Origin of the sequence: Bacillus inaquosorum KCTC 13429, from assembly GCF_000332645.1 — a bacterium.
Classification (GTDB): Bacteria; Bacillota; Bacilli; order Bacillales; family Bacillaceae; genus Bacillus; species Bacillus inaquosorum.
Genome location: NZ_AMXN01000009.1, coordinates 109,368 through 134,288 on the forward strand (window position 1 = coordinate 109,368; position 24,921 = coordinate 134,288).

Consider the following 24,921-nt stretch of genomic DNA (forward strand, 5'->3'; position numbering starts at 1 on the left):
GTGATTTTAAGGAGGGATCTAGACAATGTTGAAGAAGCTTCTAACATGAAAGGGGTTATAAACATGCGAGTTTTAAGGATATTTATTGTGCATGTCTTGTCTGCATTATCAGCTGCTGTTGTTTATGTTTTGGGCATTGATTATGATGGCTATATTCCATACTTCTTAATAAGTGTTATTCTCTTTATCCTCTATTTATTCTTTGCAGCACCTGTTCAATATTTCTTGAATCGCAAACCAAAAAGATTTAACTTGAAATATTTACTCATATACATATTCTTTTCCTTCTTAGTGTGGTTAATCTTTGCTGTAACTACTGATCCAAAGACCACCATAGACTCTCTAATGGGATACGAAATTTACTTATTTAGCATCTCATTTGCTTTAATCTTTTGGATCTGGGATTCAGTTTTTCTGCAAAACAAGGCAAAGAAAGCAGCTAAGTAAGAACGTCATAAAATTTCTTCCTTATTAAGAAAAAAGACCGTCCTTTAATTACCAATTTATATTATAATTGGAATAAAAAGGGGAGAGGGAATGAAAAAATTAATCGTTCTGACTTTGATTTGCCTTGGCTTTATGTCGAGTTTTAGTATTCCAAATGCCGAGGCAAAGCTTACATTAGAGTACAAAAATGTTAACTTTCACATGAGTGAGGATTCAGAAAGTTTTTCTATGGCAGATTATTTTGATCGTGATTATGACCGTACTTGGCTATTTTACAAATTCACAATTCGCAATGCTGAAGGTTGTACTCTAAATATGAAAATCAGCAGAATTACTCTTGCTGGCTGGGTATTCCCACGTAGTGAGAAAGAATTTACCGGAAATTATTTAGACTATACTGCTACAGACCGAGTAGAGGGAGATGCTAATCGTAATCACGTGTTAGAGATTACAAAGAATCCAGGTTGTGGAGATGTTTGGATAAACGGTATTTATGGATTTGAACATGAAGAGCCTGATGAGTATTAAATTCAGCGAGGCCAAGGAGAAAAAAGCCTTGGCCATTATTATTTATTTAATGATCATTTTAAGTGATCAGAAATAACCAAGAGGTGAGAACGTGATTAAATCAAATTTAAAGCCCTTATTAGACGAAAGGAAGATCAGCATCAGGCAGCTATCCAGAGAAATTGATCATGAGTATCCGACTGTCAGAAAGCTATACAGAGATGAAATGGAGCGGTATCCAAGAGAGCTGTTAGATAAAGTCTGTACATATTTAAACATCGAGCTGCATGAGTTATTGATTTTCCAAAAAAGCCATAACCATATCGATCACTCAGGATGAAAATGGTATACTAAAGTTGCAAGCATAGGAAGGAATTACAAGTTTTCTAGGTCTACATAAAATCGCACTTTTATTGTAATGGAGGAAAACATGGAGATAAATAGAGGATATGTAAAGCTGATTAGGTTCCATAATAATGGTTTTAATACAACTCCTTATAACTCTTCAACCTTTTGTCACTCACTCCCGTTTATAAATTTTGAAGTAACTGATTTGGGAATGAAAAATGAAATTATAAAAGAGCATAATGTTATAAGACCTAAAATTAATGATCAAAAGTGGAAAGGATGCTTTGTTTTTCTGGAGGAGTATGATAAGCAACTATTGAAAAAAGGTGCACTGGTTATGCGAAAGAACCATAAAAAGAACATCTCTTTTTTGAAAGTAGAGAACCAAACCATATGGGTGCGAAACACTCCTCACACTGGAAAAGAAGATTGTTATGTAAACCAATATACTGAAGTTATTGAACATGAGGGTGAAAAATATAGTTTCAATAAGTACCTTGGAACTTATTCTAATCTCTACTGGGTTCAGATGAAAATTAATTTAGCTTTAAAAAGATTAGTTTTGGGCAAACAACATTTAGGATATGTGCCTGAATGGTTGTCGGAGGCTTATATTACGGATGATCAAGTTAATTGCTTAGAATCATCAAATTTATTCGTATTAAAAGAACATGTTAAAAGGGTAATGAGGGAAGGCCCACTATTTTTAAAAAATTCACGAGGTAAATTTAATGACAAATCAAAAATGGCTAGCATCTAATATTGGACATGCGTTTAAGAAATATCGAACTGATATGAGGATGTTGTGGGACTCTTACACATTAATTGATTTTTATTTTCCACATATTAAGGAAAAGATAATAAAAAACGAAATTGACTTAGTTAAAGCTAATCCTACCTATGGACAAACTACTGTAAGACAGCTAGATAGGGGAGAAACATTGGGGAGAATAAACAGATTACTTGAGAAGGAAAACCCGAAGAGAATTTTAATTGACGCTGTTGCTAGATTTGAGTTTTATTGGGGAGAGATAGTAACAATGGTTTACAAAGCTTATCCCCATAAGCTGCAGAGTAATAAACAGTCAAGCAACAATGTAACTGATGGTACCAAACTAATGAGTTACATTGTTGAAAGTATCAGCCGTGAAGAAATTATTAATAAAATTATAGAAGAAAAAGTGAGGAGTCTTTTCTATGGTAAACCAACAGATTTATTCACGAAAAAATCTTTTAAATTAGAGTTTGCCGATCATTTTGAAACAAACTACAAAAAGGAATTAATGTTTTTCTCTGAGATAACAGCGAGAAGAAATTTATTCGTACACAACAACGGAATAATTGATAGCAAGTATATAAAAGAAGCATCAAATAGCAATTATAATATTGGTGAAAAAATACCTTTAACTGAAAATTATCTAAGAGGAGTAATAGCTCTCCTTGAGGGTTTAAGTGCAGAAGCTACTTCGATAATCATTGAGAATATTTGTGGTGAAAGAGTAAAAGGCGGAAGGCTTAAATTTTCTAGAAAGTCATTTGCATATTCAGTGAAAAATAATTATTACGAAAAGCTTTTAACATAATAAAACCAGTCTTTTCAAGAGGAAAGGTCAGATACTATGAAAAAGAAATTACAAGTATTTGTTTCATCTACTTATACCGATTTAGTTGAAGAAAGGCAAATAGCTGTAGAGGCAATACTAAATGCTGGTCATATCCCAGCGGGTATGGAGCTTTTCAAAGCTGGGGATGAATCTCAAAAAGAAACCATTAAACGTTGGATTGATGAATCAGATGTTTATATGTTAATACTAGGCGGGCGTTATGGTGAAATTGATGATGAAACAGGAAAAAGCTATACACATTGGGAATACGATTATGCAGGAGAAGTTGGAAAGCCACGGTTTGCAATAGTTATCCAAGAAGACGCTCTAGAAGAAAAAATACAGCGTTTTGGAAGCAAAGTAATGGAAAAAAAGAATCCTCGAAAGTATGAAGAATTTAGAAAAGAAGTATTAGCTAAAATAAGTAGATTTTTCAGTGATGAAAAAGATATAAAAATTGCTATTTTAGAATCTTTAAAAGAACAAGAGGATAATAAGGAATTAAAAGGTTGGGTTTCGGGAGAAAACTCGGCAAATCTGGAAAATATTCTTCAAGAGAATCTTTCATTGGTTAAAGAAAATATAAAACTAAAAGAACGTATTGAACAAATGCAACAAAAAAGAGAAAGAGAAAGTAAATTCGATGGTTACTCTTATGAGGAGCTTATCAATTATTTAAACCACAAAAAGATAAAATTACCAAATCTAACTGCTTTTGAAAAAGTTGCTGGTGAAGAAATGAGCTTATTTAACTTATTTATGTTTTTTAAGGATGATTTCTCTATAGGTATTCAGAATAGCTATGGAATGAGTGATATTCAGAAATTTTGTTTTTTTGATGTCGCACCTCCACTTTTGGCGTTGAACTTACTGGAGAAACAAAAAGTAGCAGGAAAAGTTTATCAAAGAATACAGCTTTCTAAAAATGGTCAAAAATTTATTGCTGCCTACGAAATGAAGCAACATACAAAACCAGTTTTTTAAAAGAGCCATGTTAACAAGGAGGCGAGTCGCAGTGAGTTGAGATATATAGTCCTTCTTTTAATTTATGTCCTTTGTTTAGTTGTACTTGCCTTCATATATAAACTTGCTCTTTTTAAATTTTAAATAATACTTAAAGTTGTAGACTTTAATCAAAACACTAATTTATGTTATTTTGGGAGGATGCGTAGTGACAGGCTATGATGAATTTAAAAATCATAAAGACTACACATTAGAATATGAGAGTATTTCGAATGAAATTTGTAGTCATGGCAACAAAGTTACAAAAACAACGAGAAAATATTACCATAATAATTCCTTAAATAATGACAAAACAGTGTACCTTACTTCAGGCTGTAGACAGTGCGAAGGTGAGAAAAGAAAACGTCGCCCAATTCGAAGTTTATGGGAGTGAAAAAACTATATTTAGAGAATGAAAAGAGCATTACACTAAATGCTCTTTTTCATGCCACACCTTCTGCATTCACGCAAGAATATTCCACTCTTCACAGAGCTTTTGAACAAAGTGTAATCCCGATTGTCGCAGCGACCGTATTTTACATCAGGATACTCTTTGTAATCATAAACGATTGAAGTATCATACCCGTTTGTTTCGTATTTTTCTTACACAAGATCACCTACATAATTTATTCAACATATTAAAAAATAGCAAATTTCGTTCGATATAGGGAAGGAACAAATGATTGGATTAGCTTATTTTTTAATTATCTGGCTTGGAATTGGGCTATTAACCGGCATTAAGTTTATTTTTGTTGATCAGGTCTATGATGAAGAGTTTAAAGAACTCATGGATAAAGAAACAGCAGCGGGCATGGAAAGAAATTTGGCCAGCCTGTTTTTCAAAAATAAGCTTAACGTTATTGCCTTTTTCATGTTAATGGGGCTACTGCCATTAGCTATGAGGATTATAAAATTATTTAAAAGAGGTTGATTTATGCCTTTGGTTGATTATTTTTATGTACTGCAGTTTGAAAACAAGGAGTACTTCAAATCATTTAAGTTAGATGAGGACGGTTATTTGACATCTAACGACCTACACGGCGCTTCTAAATTGCAAACAATGTATGAAGTCATTGAGGTAGCAAGTGAGCTCAAAACAAAGTGTAATGTGCAATGTGAGGTAAGAGAAATTCAAGTCGTAAAGCGTTAGGAGTGTTCAGGTGTATTGGATAGAGTGGATTGAGGATGAGGAAAAGAAAAGCATTGTTGAAGAAGGTTGGATTGAATTGGCTGCCAGACTTGAAGACTTGTATCAGATACGGTTTGAGTATGTTGAATGGAAGAGACTTTGAAAAAAGGGGTTGAGTGCTATTAAAAAATTAGTTTTATTGTCCAGCTTTTTCGGGATTGTGCTATCAATTATTGGGCAATTATTTGGAGTTCTAACAGATTTCTTTATTCCGGGTATTGCACGGGTTATGGGGGTTTTAGCTGGTATCCTAGTATTACTTTGCTTGAAGTCAAGAAACACAGATATGCAGGCATTTATAGTGGGTTCAAGTACAGCGTTAGGAATAATGGGTGCAGGGATTTTATATTCTCCAGCTGCGATTGTCAATGTCTTAATTGGGTTCAAACTAAACAAAAAGTTAAAAGAAGAAAACACTAAGGAGCAGTTCTGAATAGACTGCTTTTTGTTTAGTTTGACCATGGAAAATTGTAGTATAATAGTAATAAAATAATCATTATATTTAAAGAAGAGTATACTCAATTTTAAAAGGGGAGTAAAATTTTGTCTTTCATACTAGACCCAGTCTCAAAAAATAGGGAGTATAGAGAATTAGTTCACCAAAGGAAACAATGTACTTTATGTCAAGGAGTTAAAAATCCAGCTGTAATTTTAGATGGAAGATATGACTCAAATCACATTAATCCATGGACTAGATGGTGCGGTAATTTAAATGCTAAGGTGATGGTCATAGGTCAAGATTGGGGTCATGCTGAGGCATTTATTAGGAACAAAGGACAAGTTAATCCTTTAAATAAAACAAACAATAAACTAATTGAAATGTTATCCCTTATTGGTGTTAATGTGGAAGACACTTACTTGACAAATGCAATACTTTGTATGAAAGAAACAGAAAATTTGTCCGGGACAACAAAAACTGCTTGGTATAGAAATTGCGGTGAACATTTTTTAAAAAGGCAAATTGAAATTGTTACTCCTAAAATCATTATTACCTTAGGAGTAAAAGCCTTTAGGACTGTTAAAAGAGTATATAACATAAAATGCTCAAATTATTTGAGAGATGTGGTGAAATATGGGGAACCAGTAATGATAAATGAGACAAAGTGGTTTCCTGTTTATCATATTGGAAAATTGGCACAAAGCTCAAGACCCTTAGATAAACAAAGACAAGATTGGGTTCGAATAAAGAACTTTGTTTGAATAAAATTAGTTAAAAGAATCAAACTGTCCAATTGAAGGGGGAAATATCTTGAAAGATAGATCTTTAAAAGAAGAGGTTAGATATATAGAGTATAGCTTAAACGAAGGTAAAATTGAATCTGTGCCTATTGTTCTTCATGAAGATATCCAAGAACCTTATGTTACTTATGACATCAGTAAGGTAGGGCAATTACAGGCGAAAATTCCAGATGGTAACTTGTCTACTATGCTATCTGAACATTTAAAAGAAAAACACAATTGCATGATCGAGATAAAAACTGATGAAGATCATTCATTTTGTACATCCATTGAGGTAGATAATAAACTTAATACAATAATGATTACCTTAGATCGTAAAAAAACAAATCTAAAAAAAAGTTGTGTTTTAAAGTGAATTTATTTGGATTCAATGATATTGGTTCTGAGAAAGTGCGAAACCAGGAGTTTGATTTGCATTATCACCTTGGTATAAGCAAAGCGGAGGTTAAAGAGTTGCTAGATAAATTCTCTGGCTCTCCAAAGATGGAATTAAAAAGAACAGTATATTATCTTTACCAGCAATTTTTGTAGTGGAAGTCATCGCTTGATTTATACAAATAGTTAAATATTAAGGAGAATTGAAAATGACTACAGATCATATAACAAAAAAGCGTCTTAAGACTCTGGAAAAAGAAAACGAGTCTTTTAAGACACTTTTGCTTGAGTTTATTGGGTATGAAGACGAATGGTTACTGACTAAACAAGGGTTAAAAAAGAATTACAAAAAAGACTATTTAATTGAACATATTCAATATCAAAGAAAGCTCATAAGGGAGCTTTACAACAAGTTAGATGATAAAGCAAAAGAAGAACTTAAAATAAAGGTGGAAAGCTGTATTTGGCCAATTATGCACAATGAGGATTAACCCTCATTGTGTCTCAATAAAATAAGAATTTTAAAGAAATTTATTTGAATAATGAAATTATAGTCCGGTTAAAAACTGACTATATCCTTCATAGTTTATAATTAGTTGCTGATTTAAACAAAGTGTGGGTATTTCTATGATCCATAATTTTATTATATATAATTCAGCATCCGAAATTAAGGGGACGTTTTCTCCAATTACTTGTTCTCCTTTCCTAAATGATTGATCTTATTGCCATTCATTTTTTCTTACTCATAGCCCTCTCAAACAATAACTGTGCGATCTCCTTATAAAACGCTTCTTCATCATCGCTGCCATTTGTTTGCTCAATAAACCTTATTGAATAATTCTTATTATGAATAACCTTGGTTGTTTTCTTCTTCAGTTCTTCATATTCTTCATAATACATTTCTTCATTAGACAATTTAATTCACCTCTCAGCTTTAATACTCTAGCTGCAGATTTCCTTCTGTTAAGTATCATTGTTCTTCATTTAAATTTCTACGTTTAAATTATTCCTAGAAAAAAAGAGCCTCAATCAGGCTCTGATATTTGCAATACTTTTGTTTAAGAAAATTTGTCGCAATCTAATATTTCAATGGTTTTGTTTAATAGTAAAATTTTAAAATATTGCTCACTTGCAATACTCTTGGTTAAAACTGTTCAAATTTATCCTCTACAAACTCTACAACTTCCTGTATTGGACACTCTAGATATTCACAAATCTTATGTATCACAGAAAGTGCTACATATTCATCTTTATTTAACTTAGCAAGCGTAGCAGGAGCTAATCTCAAATCGGCTTTTAAATCCTGATTAGTTTTATCTTTCATAATCAAAGTGAGTTTTAATGGCTTATAACTCAATTTTAGTGGTTTCATTTTTTATATCACCTACGAGAAATTCATTTTGTTGAATTTATTATAACACAACATGTATCAGAATAATGTTAATGAATAAAAAATGTTCAAAAAAGTTATTGACGTTAATTTCATTTAGGTATATCATAAATTCATTAAAGTGAATCATAATTCGCGAAAGTGGAAAAAGAGGATGTTAAATTGAAACACACGACTTTATAAGGCGCACTTATTGATACCGTCAGCTTATTACATTAGAAGGCTTTCAAATCTTAGACAAAAACAAAACATACTAAGGGGATAATGACAATGCAAATTAATCGACACACTGTAGGAACTAACGTAGCGAACTTAAAGGTAATTAAAATTAAAGATCGTTTTGAGGAAATAACTGAAAAGTTTCATCATTTTATCCAGAATAACAAGTCAGAAGAAGTTAATTTCATTGAAACAAGTAATAATGGAGCACCAACAAAGCGCTTCAACATACATACTGATATCATTATTCCTGTTTCCTTCAATATAGATGGTGAAAGTAAAGAGGACGCAAGAGACAATTTAGAGTCAATGTTGCAAATGGCAATTGATCATATACATGTGATGTTTGAAATGGCTGGAGGACAAACAGTTATCCCTAGAGTTAGCGATAATTTATGTAGAATTGGTGAGTATGACGTAGAGGAAGCTGACGCTGATGAATAAAACTGAGGTACATAATGAGCGATTCTGTCAGATGGTTATTGGAGTATTGTTAGTAGCTGTACCGGCTATATTTATGCAGTTTGTAGCATGGTTTGGGTGATTAGGGAGTGCGATCACACTCTCCTAATCAGTAAAGGGTTGATACCTTCCCATTGTATTGAAACATAATAATTTAATCAAGGGAATGAATTGAATGAAAACGAGCAAATCCTATGAATTAAAGTCTTACAACAGACAGAATAAGCTTTTGATTTAATTGTTTTCTTCAAGTTACGAAAGACATCTTTCGACCTTTATAGAACGGACTAAAAAGAAACATCCTGATGTTGATGTAATTGAATGTATGGTGGTTGAGAACCATGGACAAACGTTTCAAAAAGAGTATGTAGACATCTTTACTTTCTGGAAAGCAGCAGATGAAGTGTTAGCTGTTGTTTAAATAGACGATGTCGTGTTTTGCGACGATGAGGGTGGGGAGTTAAATTCACTTCCTCTATAATTATATAAGTCAGTCTTATGCTCCTGAATTAAGGTGTTGTCTTTAGTGATGCCTTTTTAAAGATCAGACTGCTGTGGAATTCGACTAACACGTAAAACTTGACAGGGTAGTGACTCAGCCGCTGCAATAAATGAAGATGGTATGCTTTCTATTTTTTCCTTTTTAATAAAGGCGAATTAAACGATACACCCATCCTTCGTCAGCACTTAATGGATGATGCAGGACAAGCCACAAGTAGGAGAACGTAATTTTCCGCCGTCCGAACCTGTTAGGGACACTTGATACAGTAGTCTCAACCAATCAAGCGAAAGATCAAAACAAAAATCAAGACAAATAACACTAATTTTAAGAGAACTTGTAGTTAAAGACACTTTGAGCAGGAGGTTAAAAAGGGGGAACGAAAATTTAGTGATGTATCTCATTATGATGGGAGACAAAAGGTTAGCCATATTACAACGTAAGTAGGAAGGATACATCATATCAATCATTGCCATTTTTTATTCATGGTTGAAACTTGTCTCTCATGATATGATTCTTTTCATACAAATTAACACCATTGTAAATACAGCTTAGAGAGTGAGAATATGACAGAAAAAGATTTGATACAGAAATACAATTTGAAAAATTGCACTGTTACATATAGTAATGAGCCAAATTTAGAGTCAATGGCAAAGGCTTTTCTTGATTACCAGAGAAAACTTTATTTAGAAAAGAGAAAGTTGGAAAGTAAGTTAACGTGACTATAGATGAGCTATTCAAAAAGTACAACCTTCAAAATTGCACTGTGAAATATAGAAACGAGCCGAATCTTGAATTGATGGCAAAAGCTTTTATGGATTATAAAAGAAACTTTATTTAGAAAGAAAAAAAGTTGAAAAAGAAGATCAACATAATAATTACAATTAGTGTTTTGGACAGAGAAAAGAGACTCTCTGTCCTTTTTATGTGACTTCTTATAAGCGTATTATTATAATTGTCTTTAGTACGTTTTCCCTTGTGTTCGCTTAAATAGGTGAACAGAATGACGAAAATTAAAAAAGACGACAAAACAGGGACATACTATTTTGTTTATTCAGGTGGAACACATCCAATAACAAAAAAGAGGATTCAGCGTAAAAGAAAAGGGATTAAGACTTATAAAGAAGCTGAACAAAAATTAAAGCAAGTTATCATTGAAGTTGAGAAAGAAAAACAATATTTGCCGAAGATTACAGACACCTTTGGTGAGTATGCCCTAACATGGCTAGAGAGCAAAAGAGTGAAGAGGGCAAGCACATACATTAATTATAGAGAGATATTGGAATACAACGTGCTGCCATACCTAGCCGAATATAAATTCGATGAACTAACTGAAGAGATACTACAGAAACAGATAAACACTCTTTATTTTGTTAGGAAAATAGCACCAGATGGAATAAGAAGAGCAGTCCAGTTAACCAGGAGCATATTTAAGAAAGCAGCAAGAAGAAGAAAGCTTGATGTAAGCATTTTTGATGAATTAAATTTGCCTAGTGAAAATAAACGAGTGGAAACATGGACACCTGAGGAAATAACACGATTTTTAGATCTCTCACAAATCAAACGGCCATCAAGACATTTCATTGCTTATGAAATATCCATTAAAACAGGTATGCGAATGGGTGAGGTATTGGGCTTAGAATGGAAAAGCATAAACTGGAAAGAACGGTACGTCACCATTCGTCAAACATTGTGTAAAATTGATGAGAAAGGGAATTATGGCTTACAACCAGAGGTTAAGACCGTTAATTCTTATAGGAAGATAAGTATTCCAAAGTCACTTTGTGAAAGCCTGCTGAAGCATAAACGCCTTGTTGAAAAGGACAAGAAAGAAGCAGGAGCAAAATACAATGATCTAGACTTAGTGGTATGTACGAAATTGGGGAATTGGTTACCACCTTGCAATTGGAGAAGGGGATTTCATTCAATACGAAAGCAGCTAGGATTACCTAAAATAAAACCTCATGCATTAAGACACACACATGCTACGTATCTCATAAGTATTGGAGTAAATCCGAAAATTGTACAAGAAAGGCTAGGTCATTCTGATATTAAACAAACATTAGGAACATACAGTCACGCTCTTCCATCAATGCAATTAGAAGCAGCGGATAAGATGGATTTATTGTTAAAATCGTGACCTCACCTGTGACCTAATGAAATAAAAAATAGCGATAAACTATGGTATGTAAGGGTTTGTAAAACCTCTTTGAACACGCCACATTCGTGTGTGCCGCAAAGGGCATGTACATCGGCTTACACAATTCAGCTCATCGCTATATGAATATAGCATGGCGGCTGAAGGAATGCAAGGGTAACTTTTTAATTGTGAGTGAAATAGTTATAAAAACTATATTACCAAATCAAGAGCAAATAAAACGCATGAATGATATTAACGACCTGATAAAGCTTATCGGAAGCATTGATAGACGTATTTTCTTTTGTAAGTCAAAGGATCGTGTAGCTTATTCCAGATTTAAAACAAAGCTGTTCTTCGTTGATGATTACACAGGGGAAGACGTTTAGCCATACCAATTAGGCTATAGAGCAAATGGGTTTTCACATGGCGGTAATATTTGGGAGTTAATCAATAGCTTTAGACATTTCATCATCACAGGGAAATCCGGTGAATTAAGAGATTATAAAGAAATTTAGGTTTACAGCTATGAGGGATGTATGAAAACCCGTCAGACGGCAAAAGAAATAGGGTCTATAAAGACTGTCGATTATCCCTATAGCTTCGATGAATGGATGAAAACTAATTGATCCATGTACTAAATTTTCATTCAACTTTAAAGGGTTTTGCACTAAGGAGGTATGTAACGGAGAGATTATACTCTCCAGGATTCGAAGGAAGGGATGCGGAGTTTACCATGTTTAGTCTTAAATCTGTGCTTAACTTTACATAAGATAGGATCAATAAATACATATTCGTCAGATTCAGACTTTACTTGTTTCATAGAGTGGAACTTAGTTCGCTCTGCATGTTGCATAAATTCCATAAACCCAGTTGCTGTTCCATCAGGATAAGACAGATTATCCTTTTTGGTATAGCCGGTTATGAGAACTTCAGTGTAATCATAATTGATCACTTTCAGCCAATTATTTGAACGTTTATTAATTTCATAAGAGGATTCAACATTCTTGATTACGATCCCCTCTAAATTCTTTTCTTTGGCCAGATTGAAGTAAGCGAGTCCGTTTCCTTGTATTCCTTCGATAATACAAACATTTGGATGATTCAGTTCAAGTGAGTTCAGAACTGTCTTACGCACAGTGAGCGGCTTAGAAGCAATTGACTGACCGTCTTTGTAGATAACATCGAAGACACAGTAAACAATCTTATGAGCTGATTTTTTGGACATGAAACGTTTCAAAGTCAGGAGCACCACCTTAAGCAGCTACAATGACTTCACAATCTCTAATGTATATCTCCTTTATACGAAATGGTTTTAATGGGGATTATTTACAGATATTACTCCATCAGATAAAGAAACAAGAATTGTGATTCTACGAAAAAAGGATCAGACTATGGCGGGACAAGACCACTTATAATGTGATTTTTAGGAATTTGTAATTAAATTACAAATATTCTTAATATTCATTCGTGAATTCGTGGTATTATCTTGAAGAGGACGATCAAAAGCTTTGGCGTTAGTAATTAAGAATGTTTTAAATATATACGAGTGCTACCTCATGTCAAAATCAGAAAAAATATTATGGGAGGTAACATATGTTTAAGTTTAAAAAGAAATTCTTAGTTGGATTAACGGCAGCTTTAATGAGTATTAGCTTGTTTTCGGCAACCGCCTCTGCAGCTAGCACAGACTACTGGCAAAATTGGACCGATGGGGGCGGAATAGTAAACGCTGTCAATGGATCTGGCGGGAATTACAGTGTTAATTGGTCTAATACCGGAAATTTCGTTGTTGGTAAAGGTTGGACAACAGGTTCGCCATTTAGGACAATAAACTATAATGCCGGAGTTTGGGCGCCGAACGGCAATGGATATTTGACTTTATATGGTTGGACGAGATCTCCTCTCATAGAATATTATGTAGTGGATTCATGGGGTACTTATAGACCTACTGGAACGTATAAAGGTACTGTAAACAGTGATGGGGGTACATATGACATATATACAACTACACGTTATAACGCACCTTCCATTGATGGCCCAAGCACTACTTTTACGCAGTACTGGAGTGTTCGCCAGTCAAAGAGACCAACTGGAAGCAACGCTACAATCACTTTCAGCAATCATGTTAACGCATGGAAAAGTCATGGAATGAATCTAGGTAGTAATTGGTCTTACCAAGTCTTAGCGACAGAGGGATATCAAAGTAGTGGAAGTTCTAACGTAACAGTGTGGTAACAGATCATCTATAATCAGGGGTAGCTAACGGGCTGCTGATCGTTCCTTGAGAAATTTTATAATCATTGTTATTGCGAGTTACTAAGAGGCGACGGTCTTTTAGTTGGAATCCCAATATGTGCTTCGAGTATGGTAAATGATTATTAAAATCGTTAGTAATGGTTAAAGGTCGTTTTCTACTAGGCGAACGGCCTTGGCATTGCTGGAGGTAGGGTATTCTCCATCAGGTTTTAAAACTTACCCTATAAAATGAGAATGCTATCAATTTTTTGTTTAATAGCGGTATTTTTTGTAGTCAGCGCTTGCTCTCAAAGACACCTTCACATAATCCTTCTTCATCTAACAATTTAATGCACCTCTTAGCCTCTATACTCTAGCTGCAGATTCAAGTAGTAGGTTCTTTATAGTAGGTACTAGAGAAGACCTGAAGGAAGCTTTCCAATTTGCTGCAGACGGTAAGGTTGTACCTAAAGTGACAAAGCGTCCAATCCAAGATGTTAATGATATATTTGATGAAATGGAACAAGGCAAAGTTACCGGCCGTATGGTTATAGATTTTACTGAGTAATAGATAAAAAATAAGAGAGTCCTAGATTATTAAGCCTGTCGATTCATTAACGGCAGCCTTTGGTCTTCATTCTTTTTAAAATGAAGAGCTCTTTGAAGGCCTCCTCGTTATTTTATTTTTTGCCTTCAAGATTCTTGATTCAATCAGCTTTATCACAAGATGCCAGCCTGATTTAAGGTAAACGATTGACTTCATACGCGGCACGGATTGCTGATTCGATCGCGCCTTGCATCCACGCGTGAGTGAGTGAGACATGTTCTCCAGCGAAATGAATTCTTCCCTCAGGGACAGGGATATAAGGATAAAGCTCTAATTCTTGTCCTGGTTCGAAAGCTGTAAAGGCCCCCGCAGAATAAGGATTCTGACTCCAGCTAAAAGAGGCGCCGGACACAAATTCAGACCATACAATATCGCCATATATTTCAGATAAATTGAGTAAAGTATACTGAATACGCTCATCTTCTGAAAGACTGTCCCACATCAGTGCCTCATCTGCCCATGTATAACTCGCCAGAACAACAGCATGTCCATTTGCTCCAATACCAGTGCTTGGATAATACGAAAATCGAATCGGAAGATCAGTAATTGATTTGCCGCCGCGTTGCCCGGCTTTTTCCCAAAATCGGCTTTTAAACTCTATGCCGATTTTTGTTGCGCTCATATAGTTTAGTTCGCGGATTGCCCTCCGTTTATAGTAGGAAAAAGAATGGTATGGTTCGATCTTCACAAATCGCAATGTGGAAAAAGGAATGGTTACAATAGCAAGATCAGCTGTGAACGCTACATGTTCTGCTGTTTGTTGATGCTGACAATGGATCGTAACGCTGTTCTCATTTTGAGAAATTTTCATCATTTTTTGATGGTATAGAATATTTGTTTTTAATTGAGGAAGAAACGCATGAGGAAGTCGATCCATGCCGCCTGTTATCTCATAGAATTGAGATGGCGATGTAAAAAAGATTGATTCCCGTAACGCTTCAACAAGGGACATACCCATATACGCTTCCATATCCAAAAGTACACCAATCATATCGATTGCTCCATATGAAAAGAAAGTATTTAAGAATGAGCTTAACGATTCATTCTTGTATTGTTTTTCAACAATCCGCCAATTTCTTGCAGGATCTTGATTAATAAAATTTAATATTGGCTGCAATACAGAAAGCATTAGCTCTTCAGCCGATTTCCCTTGTTCGTTCGGTGCAACAGGGTATCTTAATATTTGAGGATTTCGTTCAAAAATATGGAGACGTGTTAGGATTCCATTCGTATAAATGATGTCCATTGGGGTTCTGTTGATAAATACATTTGTTGGCAGACTGAATTTTTTTATATATTCTAAGGTTAGCAAATGGTTATTCGGTATGCGCATCGGACCAACGTTCAAGTACAAACCATCACTAAAGGGAGATCTCAAAGTGCAGACACGGCCGCCAGCTCTGCCGCTCGCTTCAAGAATCGTCACTCTGTGACCGGAATTTTTTAGCAAAGATGCTGATACAAGCCCGGCCAATCCAGCTCCCACAACAATAATATGCTTTGGATGATGCGATGCGCTAAGGCCATTTCTAATAATCTTCATCATGTCTTCATTCATTAGAGAATTCACTTTTGGGAGGCACCTCTTTTTTGAATTTATTGCATTATATTCAATGAAAAGGGCGTCTATCACGATCTGTTCATATCTTTTGGAATTTGTATGCCAAAAGGGACATTTATTCTCGTTACAAGAACAATAATGGGGTGATGTATTTGACTAACTTTGTTCATAAGACAGTAAACGGTTTGCAAAGTCTCTTAGATGAAAAAGGAGCCATTAAATTGTTTTGTTCTGAAGGATATATCATGGAGTTCCTTGTTACATTTTCACAGGACAAAGCAACTCTGAATGACATTCAAAGCTTTGAGGCTAAACACCAGCTTACCCTTCCAGATGATTATCAGAAGTTTATTACACTACATAATGGTGCGAAAATTTTTCAGATACTCGCTGATGGGGAGAATATAGGTGGAGGACTTTATTTATTTAGCCTTGAAGAGATTGAAGAAGAATTAAAATATGAGGATTTGTTTGAAGGCATCAATGGTATCCCAATTGGTCACTTATTAGAAGGTTGTCATTTGATGATCGACAAAGATAAATTGGATAAAGGGGATCCCAACTATCTTTTTATATTAGAAATAGGGGAGTATACACCATTAAATTTAAATTTTGAGCTATTTCTAGATCGGTATATACAATCCAATGGTGCAACTTTTTGGGAATGGCGCTATTATACCGCAGAAAATTATTATAGAACAAGATAATACGATGTATAAGACAGTCAGATTTGGCTGTCTTTTCTGTTATTGAAATAGTTGATTGTGGTAAAATTTACATAGAATAGGCTGGAAGGAGAATGATATGAAGGTATTTGAAGCTGAATCTTTACTCTCTGAAGCGGATAAAAGAACCAAAGAGTATAAGGAACTAAGGTCACAAATGGTTACGCTCAGAAAAGCATTTAAAGCTGTAGCTGACCTGGATGACAGTGAGTTCTCAGGCAAGGGTGCTGACAACATTAATGCATCTTATCATGATCATATCGGTGTTACAGACAATGGATTGACTATATCGATATGAAAATTGCTTTCTTGAGCAGCGTTTCTGCAAAACTTGAAGACGCCAAGATGTCTGATGCTTACATATCTTTGGCCGAGTATGGCGATTATAAACAAGCATTAGCATCAATACTGGAAATAAGCTCACCCCTTTCATTAGGAGATGAGCAAGACTCCCTTGGGTGAGCAAACCTAATATACAGGGGATATTATACTATACACAAATGCCCTAGTCGTTATCATTTCAAAATAATGTTGGTTTGGAATAAAGTTTGATCATTTTCTGCTTCTTGCCTGAAATTTCAAGATTATTGCCGATTCAACAATAAAACACCTTCATTTATATTTTATATACGGAATTCGTTTTAATTATTATTTCCGCAAAATCTTCTCCATCGCTTTTCCCTTTGCTAACTCATCGATCAGTTTATCCAAATAACGAATTTCCTGCATAGTTGGTTCTTCGATGTCTTCCACTCGGACACCGCAGACCACACCTTTGATCAAAGCTCGTGAAGGATTCAGTTGGGGGGCTTCCGCAAAGAAGGTCTCAAAGTCTGCCTGTTTTTCCAGTTGCGCTTCTAACTCTTCCTGGCTATATCCTGTCAACCAACGGATGATTTCATCGACTTCTGTTTTCGTACGTCCTTTTTTCTCCACCTTCGTAACATATAGGGGATAGACCCTTGCGAGACTCATTGTATAGATCTGATGTTTTGTCATGATACATCCTCACTTGTATGGTTTTCTTTAATATATCACGAAACATATAAAGTACAAACAAAGTAGCCGTTTGTAGACGTCAAGATTCCCTCGGCAATCATGTCCAAAAGGGGGGGGGAGGAGTGCAACTTTTTTATATACGGTATAACGGTGTGGGGGAAATAACACAGCTCTAGTAGATCTATTGGTAATTCTGTGAAAAACTTGAGAAAAATGAGGTAGTTGAACCCGAGAATAAAAAAAGCTCACAACTTAGGCATGGTTAACAAAGATAATAGGTTGTTGCGGAACGAAGCGAAAACAATACCTAGTATAAAAATTGGATGTTGTTTTGATTATTGATCATCTTTTTCTTGTAAATACTTTTATTGCTCTTTCTCTAGAATAAAGTTCCTATAAGGGATCGGGACTTATTACTCGTAATAAGTATATCTAGGCTATGTATTTTAATCACTATGAGTCTCAAATAACTCGAAGTTCCGTATACAAAAACTAAGTCGGAATATTAATTTATAAATAAGGACTCAACTAACAAAGCAAGTTAGTTCAAAAGAACCCAACTTCAGGATTCCCTTAGGGGATTATGCAGTAACGGAGTCGGCGCGAACCAAGTTTTTTAATGTGATTAATGGTAGCAGGAAATTAAGAAAGAACCTGATAAAATTACTCAGGTTCTTTTTATATTGCACAAAAACAGACACGCTGATATAATCAGACTACGTCTGTTTCCTTATAAAGCACATAGATATCCATTATATATTTTAATTATATCATGCTGGGAAGCTCTTGTCAATTTCTTTTGAAGGGGAGATGTAGAATGAGTTCAGTGGTTCTCGGTTTTCAGGAAATGGAAAAAACACAGCTTATGGTTGTTGGCGGAAAAGGGTTAAATTTGGGAGAATTATCAAAAATTGAAGGGATCCAAGTACCCGAAGGATTTTGTGTTACAACCGTGGGGTTTCAAAAAGCCATCGAACAAAACGAAACGTATCATGCTTTGTTGGATCAGCTAACCATGTTAAAAGTAGAAGATCGAGATCAAATCGCTGAAATCAGCGGGAAGATTCGGGAAATCCTTATAAAAGCGGAAATTCCTTCCGATGTTGTGAAAGCAGTTGCTTACAATATCTCCCGGTTTGGGGAAGAACATGCTTATGCAGTGCGTTCTAGTGCGACTGCTGAAGATTTACCACATGCCTCTTTTGCCGGTCAACAAGATACCTATTTAAATATCATCGGCGTTGATGCCATCTTGCAGCATATCAGCAAATGCTGGGCTTCCCTATTTACGGATCGCGCGGTGATCTACCGTATGCAAAATGGATTTGACCACAGCCAGGTTTATTTATCCGTTATCGTTCAAAGGATGGTTTTCCCACAGACTTCGGGGATTTTATTTACCGCTGATCCAATTACTTGCAACCGAAAGGTGTTATCCATCGATGCCAGTTTTGGACTTGGTGAAGCACTGGTCTCTGGCTTGGTATCTGCCGATTGTTATAAAGTACAGGATGGGCAAATCGTCGATAAGAGGATAGCAGCCAAAAAATTGGCTATCTATGGACGAAAAGAAGGCGGAACAGAAACACAGCAGATCGATCCTGACCAGCAAAAGACCCAAACACTGACTGATGAACAAATTTTACAACTGGCATGCATCGGAAGACAGATCGAAGCTCATTTCGGCCAGCCGCAAGATATCGAATGGTGTTTGGTAGACGATACTTTTTATATTGTCCAGAGTCGGCCCATCACGACTTTATATCCGATCCCTGAAGCGGATGATCAGGAAAATCACGTCTATATCTCTGTCGGTCATCAACAAATGATGACGGATCCCATAAAACCACTGGGATTGTCTTTTTTTCTGTTGACGACTTCTGCACCTATGCGTAAAGCTGGTGGAAGGTTATTTGTTGATGTCACACATAATCTGGCATCACCTGAGAGCAGAGAATTTTTATTAAATGGCATGGGACAACACGATCCGCTCTTAAAAGACGCACTTATGACCATCGTAGATCGAGACTTTATAAAATCATTACCAAATGATCAAAAAGAACAGAGTCTCGGTAAAAGTAATAAAAGTATGTCGTCTGCGGGATCTCAAGTACTAATCGAAAACGACCCCACCATCGTTTCTGATCTGATTAAGCGCAGTCAAATATCGATAGAAGAGTTAAAACAAGACATCCAAATTAAATCAGGATCCGATTTATTTGATTTTATTTTGGAAGATATTCAGCAATTAAAGAAGATTTTGTTTGACCCGCAAAGTTCGGCTGTGATTATGGCTGCTATGAATGCTTCATCATGGATCAATGAAAAAATGAACGAATGGTTGGGTGAAAAAAACGCAGCAGATACGCTTTCTCAATCTGTCCCCAACAATATTACTTCGGAAATGGGTCTGGCGCTATTAGATGTCGCTGATGTGATTCGTCCTTATCCGGAAGTCATTGATTATTTACAACATGTAAAAGATGATCATTTTTTAGATGAACTGCTTAAGTTGGATGGTGGCCAGGAAACCCGAGATGCTATCTATGATTATCTCAGCAAATACGGAATGCGATGTGTCGGGGAAATCGATATTTCTAGAACTCGTTGGAGCGAGAAACCTATTACACTTGTCCCGTTGATTCTTGGTAACATCAAAAACTTTAAGCCTAATGCCAGCCATCGGAAATTTGAGCAAGGGCGACAGGAAGCTTTACAAAAAGAGCTAGAGTTATTAGATCGATTGAAGCAATTACCGGATGGTGATCAAAAAGCCAAAGAAACAAAACGGATGATCGACCTGATCCGGAATTTTAGCGGTTACCGGGAATATCCAAAATACGGCATGGTTCATCGCTACTTCGTTTATAAGCAGGCTTTACTGAAAGAAGCCGAACGTCTCGTACAAGCGGGCGTTATTCATGAAAAAGAAGATATATTCGATCTTACGTTTGAAGAACTTCACGAAGCCGTACGCACAAATCAACTGGATTACCAGATCATCAGCAAACGAAAAGACGAGTACAAGTTATACGAAAAACTAACACCACCACGTGTTATCACGTCTGAAGGTGAAATCATTGTAGGTCAGTACAAACGAGAAAATCTCCCATCCGAAGCCATTGTAGGTCTACCCGTTTCGTCCGGAGTTATAGAGGGACGAGCACGTGTCATCTTAAACATGGAAGATGCTGTTCTAGAAGAGGGAGATATATTAGTGACCTCCTTTACTGATCCTAGCTGGACACCATTGTTTGTATCCATAAAAGGCCTAGTCACCGAAGTTGGTGGATTAATGACTCATGGAGCAGTTATAGCGCGTGAATATGGCTTACCAGCAGTTGTTGGAGTTGAAAATGCTACCCGACTGTTAAAAGATGGGCAACGAATTCGTGTTCATGGAACAGAAGGCTACATTGAAATATTATAATGACTGATGTGTGTAGCGAGCCATCAGATATCCCCCCCATATGCCCCTAACTAGGAGTTGCAGGCTGATGGAATTAGCAAAGGAAAATTAATATTATCTTAAAAACGAAAAACCCCTCCCCAATCAAGAAAAGGGTGGGGGTTTTATTAAGGTGAATCATATTCCGTTGCCTGTTCACTATCAGAAATTTCTTGAGTTGTTCAAGTAAGGAGCCATATTGTTGAATAAGGATAGTAATTAAAGAGGTTATTGTTGTCTTAATATCGAAATAAAGATTGGGTTTAAGTATTTTTGATGGGAGTTACTTTAATGCATATAACAACAAAAAGGTTACTGATACGTGAATTTGAATTCAAAGATTGGCAAGCTGTATATGAGTATACATCAGATATTAATGTGATGAAGTATATACCAGAGGGGGTTTTTACTGAAGAAGATGCAAAAGAATTTGTAATTGAAAACAAAGGTGATAACGCTGAAAAATTTCCAGTAGTACTAATAGATGAAGGTTGTCTTATAGGGCATATTGTTTTTTTAAAGTATTTTGGTGAACATACATATGAGATTGGATGGGTGTTTAATCCAAATTATCAAAATAGAGGGTATGCTTCTGAAGCAGCACAAGCTATCTTGGAATATGGTTTTAAAGAAATGAACTTACATAGGATTATAGCTACGTGTCAACCTGAGAATATTCCATCATACCGAGTTATGGAGAAAATTGGAATGAGAAGAGAAGGCTTTTTTAAAAAATGTATTCCCAAAGGCAATGAATGGTGGGATGAATATTATTACGCTATTTTAAAAGAAGAGTGGAAATGATCTATTAAGTTTTAAGTCTTACTTCTTCAACAAAAGGTTCTTTTATTGAATACAGCAACATTGGCGATACAAACAAAATATCACCATAATAAAGCAATATGGTAGTGGTACTTAATCGGATTCAATGAGCTCTGGCGAATTGTTTTTAGGTGAGTTCACTAATCAAGGTATATGGATGTTCCAGAGGGCATGGGGATTTTCGAGGTAATTAATACTTTAAAGCCATTTCAGATTATGATCTTTTTTTTCAAATAATGAAGCATTCGCAGCATTAAACAAACACATCAAAGAAGAGGGTGGAAAATAATCTAATGAAACTGCCCATCAGAGACTTACTTAATTGATATTAAAAATAAGCCAAGGGTGATTCAATTAGTTAAGATCGGCTTTTATGTAAACATTGAATCGTTACTATATACATTTTACTTTACCATTACTCAATTCGCTTATGACGCATTCTTTGTGGGAGCTCTCGAGGAATAAATTAGCCCTTCATAAACTGACATATGGCGTTGCTCCCATGAGAAAGTTAATTAAGTACACTAATCAGGGGTTCACAGCTTGTGCTGGGACAATGCAAAGTATTTTGGAGGTAACTGTGAAAGATCCAGAGATGTAATTACATCAGAAATTAAATACATATAATTTTTTAATCACGAAGGGTACATATAAAATCGTCCGGTCTAGCGCCACGGCTGATGATTTGCCCGTTAATACGATCTTCCAGCCGTCGTCGGGAGTAGAGAACGCATCGAAAGAAATCAAAGATGGCCAGCGGATCAGGGTGAATGGTGCGTAAGATTATGTGAGATTCTAGATCTTGATGAATGGATTTTAAGTTCAGCTGCAATGTCAAATAGAACATGCACCCATGACTTTGCAGAATAAAAATCCACTAGGCAACCACCCAATTATACAGAGACAATCACCTAAAAAGGGTATAGATAAGTATAATATTGGAAACTGAAAAAGGAGTTGAACATGTTGTATTATTACCCGTCTTTCCATTTGTATCAGCGACAAGAATATAGTCCTTATCCATGGACTTATCCAGGAAGCTCCCCCTATGTATATGAACGACCTCCCTTTTTTAATTCTCCATGTTACAGAGAGTGTATAAGAAGCGGAGCGGATAGTTATTTCTGCTGCTATATCTGCGGTTTCTGTTAACAAGAAAGACTTATAGAAGTACCAAAGTATCTTGTCTTTTGCTTCAGCGGGAATTGATAGTAAAAGAGCGCAATGATAAACGGTTGCATTTTTCTTATGATTGGTTTTATAAATGTCCCGGATGATAGCCATTTAAATTTTGGGAAGGTCGGGATATTTGTTGAGTATTTCTTTCATTTCTTCTATAAATAATGCTAATCTTTCACCAAAAATTTTCCGCATAAAATAATATAAAACTATCATTTTATTTCGAATTCGAAAAGAATTGTTAAGTTTTCCTCTCCATATGCAAACCCAAAAAGCAATGTTATAGGATTTTCTTAGTTTATGCTGTAATTATATTGGAGGCATACCGTCTTAGTATTTAAAAGTTTGAGCAGTTAGAAGATTTTAAGAAAGATTCAGCAACTAGAAGATAGAGTTATTAAGTACGAATAATCTGGAATGGTGGTATATGTCCATATATTGAGAGATGAAGCGCATCTGCAGCAGAAAGCAGAGCGCTTTTTTTAATGAGGAATCTCAATAAAAACAACAATTTTAATCAGAAAATAAGGTGAGGTCAAATAAAGTGTAAACAATGTGAAAAGCCGATCTCAACGAAAATGGGGTTAAATGATATTAGAGATGATAAGTGTTTTATAGAGTTGCCAAAAGATCAAAAAGAGATTGATAAAGTGTTCGGTATCTGTGACTGAAATGGAAAGCTGTATGCAAAGAGGGTTTGTCAATAAGCTGAAGAACAAAGAAGCCGGGGAACATGAAGTTCTTTAAACGTCAACAAAAATAAAGAAGGAGATTACCTCACATGTAATGAATTATTATAGTAGGAAAGAGAAAAATTTTACAACAAAGGGAGGAATGAGGTAGTAATGAAGGGTTTTATCAAAGGTGCTGTTCTAACTGCTGTTCTAGGTGTTGGTGCTACTTTATTTGCAGGTGATGTATCTGCACACGGGTATATAAAAGAGCCTGCTAGTCGAGCGTATATGGGATCATTAGAAAAACAAATAATTGGTTGGACGGCAGCTACTCAGAAATATGGTTCCGTAGTTGATAATCCTCAATCGGTAGAAGGACCAAAAGGGTTTCCGTCCGCGGGTCCACCAGATGGGAAAATTGCATCAGCAAATGGAGGCTCGGGTCAAATTGATTTTGGGTTAGACAGGCAGACTGCAGATCATTGGGTAAAACAAAACATACGTGGGGGTCTAAACACCTTTACTTGGCACTATACTGCTCCTCACGCAACATCAAAGTGGCACTATTATATAACCAAGAAAGATTGGAATCCAAACAAACCTTTAACAAGGGATGAGTTTGAGTTAATTGGAACTGTAGATCACGATGGTTCAAAGGCTGATACTAATCTATCTCATAAGATTTATGTACCAACTGATCGCAGTGGTTATCATGTCATTCTAGGGGTGTGGGATGTTGCGGATACCTCTAATGCCTTTTATAACGTAATTGATGTAAACCTAATACGATGATATTGAACCTCTACAGTATTAATAGCTAACAATAGTTATGACTATACGGAAAGCGATAAGTGTATCAGGTAAGCCATCACCAGCTAGTGAAGTGTTGACTGTAGCAACGAAGGGAAATGTAACGGAACCGGGAGAACACAGAGTGTTTGAGTATGGAAGTTACAGAATCATTACTTAGCACAGAAGGAATTATTGATTACAATGGAGTTCAAGATTTCCCCGAGGGATACGTCCTAATTGAATATCATTATGATGGAAGATATGTCATTGACACCAACAAATCAAGAAACGGATTAGGTTATATGTTATATCTAGATTCAATTGATGATATTGAAGATGCGGTTAACTTAGATTCCAATTTTGAGATATGGTTTGACACGTTAGTGTCTTCTAACGGAACGAAGTATTGGGAAGTGAGTCCGAATAACTAAGAGTATTATAAACTGGTTTCAGAATAA

Annotated in this window: 26 protein-coding genes and 6 pseudogenes; 26 read left to right on the forward strand and 6 right to left on the reverse strand. The window is 35.6% G+C overall.

All coding sequences use genetic code 11. The features are described 5' to 3' along the window. Window positions 1–63 precede the first annotated feature (63 nt). From BSI_RS02325 to BSI_RS22850, 7 genes are all read left to right on the forward strand, one after another. A complete protein-coding gene (locus BSI_RS02325) occupies window positions 64–447 on the forward strand; it encodes a UPF0715 family protein (protein ID WP_032732328.1) in 384 nt (127 codons plus the stop codon). A gap of 90 nt (window positions 448–537) precedes the next feature. Next, window positions 538–975, forward strand: coding sequence for a hypothetical protein (locus tag BSI_RS02320; RefSeq protein WP_003241770.1), 438 nt, complete (start codon window positions 538–540; stop codon window positions 973–975). Window positions 976–1,066: 91 nt separating this feature from the next. Then, complete coding sequence (locus BSI_RS02315) at window positions 1,067–1,294, forward strand: helix-turn-helix domain-containing protein (protein WP_003241772.1); 228 nt, start codon at window positions 1,067–1,069, stop codon at window positions 1,292–1,294. Between the two features lie 90 nt (window positions 1,295–1,384). Next, entirely contained in the window at window positions 1,385–2,062 is a 678-nt protein-coding gene (locus BSI_RS02310; RefSeq protein WP_003241773.1) for a hypothetical protein, read from the forward strand. Further along, window positions 2,034–2,885 (forward strand): hypothetical protein, encoded by an 852-nt coding sequence (locus BSI_RS02305; RefSeq protein WP_003241776.1) that lies wholly within the window; start codon window positions 2,034–2,036, stop codon window positions 2,883–2,885. Before BSI_RS02310 ends, BSI_RS02305 begins: the two co-directional genes overlap by 29 nt. 36 nt (window positions 2,886–2,921) lie before the next feature. Then, window positions 2,922–3,890 (forward strand): DUF4062 domain-containing protein, encoded by a 969-nt coding sequence (locus BSI_RS02300; RefSeq protein WP_003241778.1) that lies wholly within the window; start codon window positions 2,922–2,924, stop codon window positions 3,888–3,890. A gap of 187 nt (window positions 3,891–4,077) precedes the next feature. After that, window positions 4,078–4,302: a hypothetical protein gene (locus BSI_RS22850; RefSeq protein WP_219858581.1), complete on the forward strand. Its 225-nt coding sequence runs from the start codon at window positions 4,078–4,080 to the stop codon at window positions 4,300–4,302. A gap of 35 nt (window positions 4,303–4,337) precedes the next feature. On the opposite strand, the gene BSI_RS22335 is transcribed toward BSI_RS22850, so the two are convergent. Continuing rightward, entirely contained in the window at window positions 4,338–4,478 is a 141-nt protein-coding gene (locus BSI_RS22335) for a DUF8096 family protein (RefSeq protein ID WP_080030913.1), read from the reverse strand. A 109-nt stretch (window positions 4,479–4,587) separates the two neighbouring features. On the opposite strand from BSI_RS22335, the gene BSI_RS02295 reads away from it, so the two are divergent. The 7 genes from BSI_RS02295 to BSI_RS02275 all read left to right on the forward strand — a co-directional run bounded on the left by BSI_RS02295 (window position 4,588) and on the right by BSI_RS02275 (window position 7,202). Beyond that, window positions 4,588–4,839, forward strand: coding sequence for a hypothetical protein (locus BSI_RS02295; protein WP_003241780.1), 252 nt, complete (start codon window positions 4,588–4,590; stop codon window positions 4,837–4,839). Between the two features lie 3 nt (window positions 4,840–4,842). Beyond that, window positions 4,843–5,058 (forward strand): hypothetical protein, encoded by a 216-nt coding sequence (locus tag BSI_RS02290; RefSeq protein WP_003241782.1) that lies wholly within the window; start codon window positions 4,843–4,845, stop codon window positions 5,056–5,058. Window positions 5,059–5,068: 10 nt separating this feature from the next. Further along, window positions 5,069–5,200 (forward strand): hypothetical protein, encoded by a 132-nt coding sequence (locus BSI_RS02285; RefSeq protein WP_003241785.1) that lies wholly within the window; start codon window positions 5,069–5,071, stop codon window positions 5,198–5,200. Window positions 5,201–5,218: 18 nt separating this feature from the next. Continuing rightward, window positions 5,219–5,530: a hypothetical protein gene (locus BSI_RS0121640; protein WP_032732331.1), complete on the forward strand. Its 312-nt coding sequence runs from the start codon at window positions 5,219–5,221 to the stop codon at window positions 5,528–5,530. Between the two features lie 110 nt (window positions 5,531–5,640). Further along, window positions 5,641–6,297, forward strand: a complete 657-nt coding sequence (locus BSI_RS02280; RefSeq protein ID WP_003241789.1) for a uracil-DNA glycosylase family protein — start codon at window positions 5,641–5,643, stop codon at window positions 6,295–6,297. 49 nt (window positions 6,298–6,346) lie between these two features. Then, window positions 6,347–6,691, forward strand: a complete 345-nt coding sequence (locus BSI_RS0121645) for a hypothetical protein (protein WP_032732304.1) — start codon at window positions 6,347–6,349, stop codon at window positions 6,689–6,691. A 229-nt stretch (window positions 6,692–6,920) separates the two neighbouring features. Next, the gene (locus BSI_RS02275) at window positions 6,921–7,202 is read left to right on the forward strand and encodes a hypothetical protein (protein ID WP_003241794.1); all 282 of its coding nucleotides are present in this window, start codon (window positions 6,921–6,923) and stop codon (window positions 7,200–7,202) included. Between the two features lie 238 nt (window positions 7,203–7,440). Here the strand turns inward: BSI_RS02275 and BSI_RS02270 are convergent, their stop codons facing one another. Continuing rightward, a complete protein-coding gene (locus tag BSI_RS02270; protein WP_003241796.1) occupies window positions 7,441–7,626 on the reverse strand; it encodes a hypothetical protein in 186 nt (61 codons plus the stop codon). A 229-nt stretch (window positions 7,627–7,855) separates the two neighbouring features. Further along, the gene (locus tag BSI_RS02265; protein WP_003241798.1) at window positions 7,856–8,083 is read right to left on the reverse strand and encodes a helix-turn-helix domain-containing protein; all 228 of its coding nucleotides are present in this window, start codon (window positions 8,081–8,083) and stop codon (window positions 7,856–7,858) included. A 288-nt stretch (window positions 8,084–8,371) separates the two neighbouring features. Between BSI_RS02265 and BSI_RS0121650 the strand changes: the two genes are divergently transcribed. From BSI_RS0121650 to BSI_RS0121655, 3 genes and pseudogenes are all read left to right on the forward strand, one after another. Then, window positions 8,372–8,764, forward strand: coding sequence for a hypothetical protein (locus tag BSI_RS0121650; protein ID WP_032732305.1), 393 nt, complete (start codon window positions 8,372–8,374; stop codon window positions 8,762–8,764). Between the two features lie 1,520 nt (window positions 8,765–10,284). Then, window positions 10,285–11,421, forward strand: a complete 1,137-nt coding sequence (locus BSI_RS02260) for a site-specific integrase (protein WP_003241805.1) — start codon at window positions 10,285–10,287, stop codon at window positions 11,419–11,421. A gap of 212 nt (window positions 11,422–11,633) precedes the next feature. Next, window positions 11,634–12,047 (forward strand): annotated as a pseudogene (locus BSI_RS0121655) (YoqU family phage-derived protein). A gap of 65 nt (window positions 12,048–12,112) precedes the next feature. On the opposite strand, the pseudogene BSI_RS02255 reads toward BSI_RS0121655, so the two are convergent. Continuing rightward, window positions 12,113–12,707, reverse strand: a pseudogene (locus BSI_RS02255) (ATP-dependent DNA ligase); the annotation flags it as partial. Window positions 12,708–13,014: 307 nt separating this feature from the next. Between BSI_RS02255 and xynA the strand changes: the two are divergent. Next, complete coding sequence (gene xynA / locus BSI_RS02250; protein ID WP_003241809.1) at window positions 13,015–13,656, forward strand: endo-1,4-beta-xylanase XynA; 642 nt, start codon at window positions 13,015–13,017, stop codon at window positions 13,654–13,656. A 383-nt stretch (window positions 13,657–14,039) separates the two neighbouring features. Then, window positions 14,040–14,224, forward strand: a pseudogene (gene adhP / locus BSI_RS22355) (alcohol dehydrogenase AdhP); the annotation flags it as partial. Between the two features lie 172 nt (window positions 14,225–14,396). On the opposite strand, the gene BSI_RS02245 reads toward adhP, so the two are convergent. Then, window positions 14,397–15,833 (reverse strand): flavin monoamine oxidase family protein, encoded by a 1,437-nt coding sequence (locus BSI_RS02245; protein WP_162532067.1) that lies wholly within the window; start codon window positions 15,831–15,833, stop codon window positions 14,397–14,399. Between the two features lie 143 nt (window positions 15,834–15,976). Here BSI_RS02245 and BSI_RS02240 point away from each other — a divergent pair, with 143 nt between their 5' ends. Together BSI_RS02240 and BSI_RS22360 are read left to right on the forward strand one after the other, a co-directional pair. Continuing rightward, a complete protein-coding gene (locus tag BSI_RS02240; protein WP_032732306.1) occupies window positions 15,977–16,531 on the forward strand; it encodes an SMI1/KNR4 family protein in 555 nt (184 codons plus the stop codon). 97 nt (window positions 16,532–16,628) lie between these two features. Beyond that, window positions 16,629–16,912: pseudogene (locus BSI_RS22360) on the forward strand (T7SS effector LXG polymorphic toxin); the annotation flags it as partial. Between the two features lie 285 nt (window positions 16,913–17,197). On the opposite strand, the gene BSI_RS02230 reads toward BSI_RS22360, so the two are convergent. Then, window positions 17,198–17,548, reverse strand: a complete 351-nt coding sequence (locus BSI_RS02230; RefSeq protein ID WP_003241819.1) for a DUF2200 domain-containing protein — start codon at window positions 17,546–17,548, stop codon at window positions 17,198–17,200. 817 nt (window positions 17,549–18,365) lie between these two features. Between BSI_RS02230 and ppsA the strand changes: the two genes are divergently transcribed. The 5 genes and pseudogenes from ppsA to BSI_RS0121660 form a co-directional block, all read left to right on the forward strand. After that, window positions 18,366–20,978 carry a phosphoenolpyruvate synthase gene (gene ppsA / locus BSI_RS02225; RefSeq protein ID WP_003241821.1) on the forward strand — a complete coding sequence of 871 codons (2,613 nt, stop codon included), beginning with the start codon at window positions 18,366–18,368 and terminating at the stop codon, window positions 20,976–20,978. A 309-nt stretch (window positions 20,979–21,287) separates the two neighbouring features. After that, window positions 21,288–21,800, forward strand: a complete 513-nt coding sequence (locus BSI_RS02220) for a GNAT family N-acetyltransferase (protein WP_003241824.1) — start codon at window positions 21,288–21,290, stop codon at window positions 21,798–21,800. Between the two features lie 714 nt (window positions 21,801–22,514). Next, a pseudogene (locus BSI_RS23340) lies at window positions 22,515–22,599 on the forward strand (PEP-utilizing enzyme); the annotation flags it as partial. Window positions 22,600–23,842: 1,243 nt separating this feature from the next. Further along, entirely contained in the window at window positions 23,843–24,463 is a 621-nt protein-coding gene (locus tag BSI_RS02215; protein WP_003241828.1) for a lytic polysaccharide monooxygenase auxiliary activity family 9 protein, read from the forward strand. Between the two features lie 170 nt (window positions 24,464–24,633). After that, window positions 24,634–24,894: pseudogene (locus tag BSI_RS0121660) on the forward strand (SMI1/KNR4 family protein); the annotation flags it as partial. Window positions 24,895–24,921: the final 27 nt, after the last annotated feature.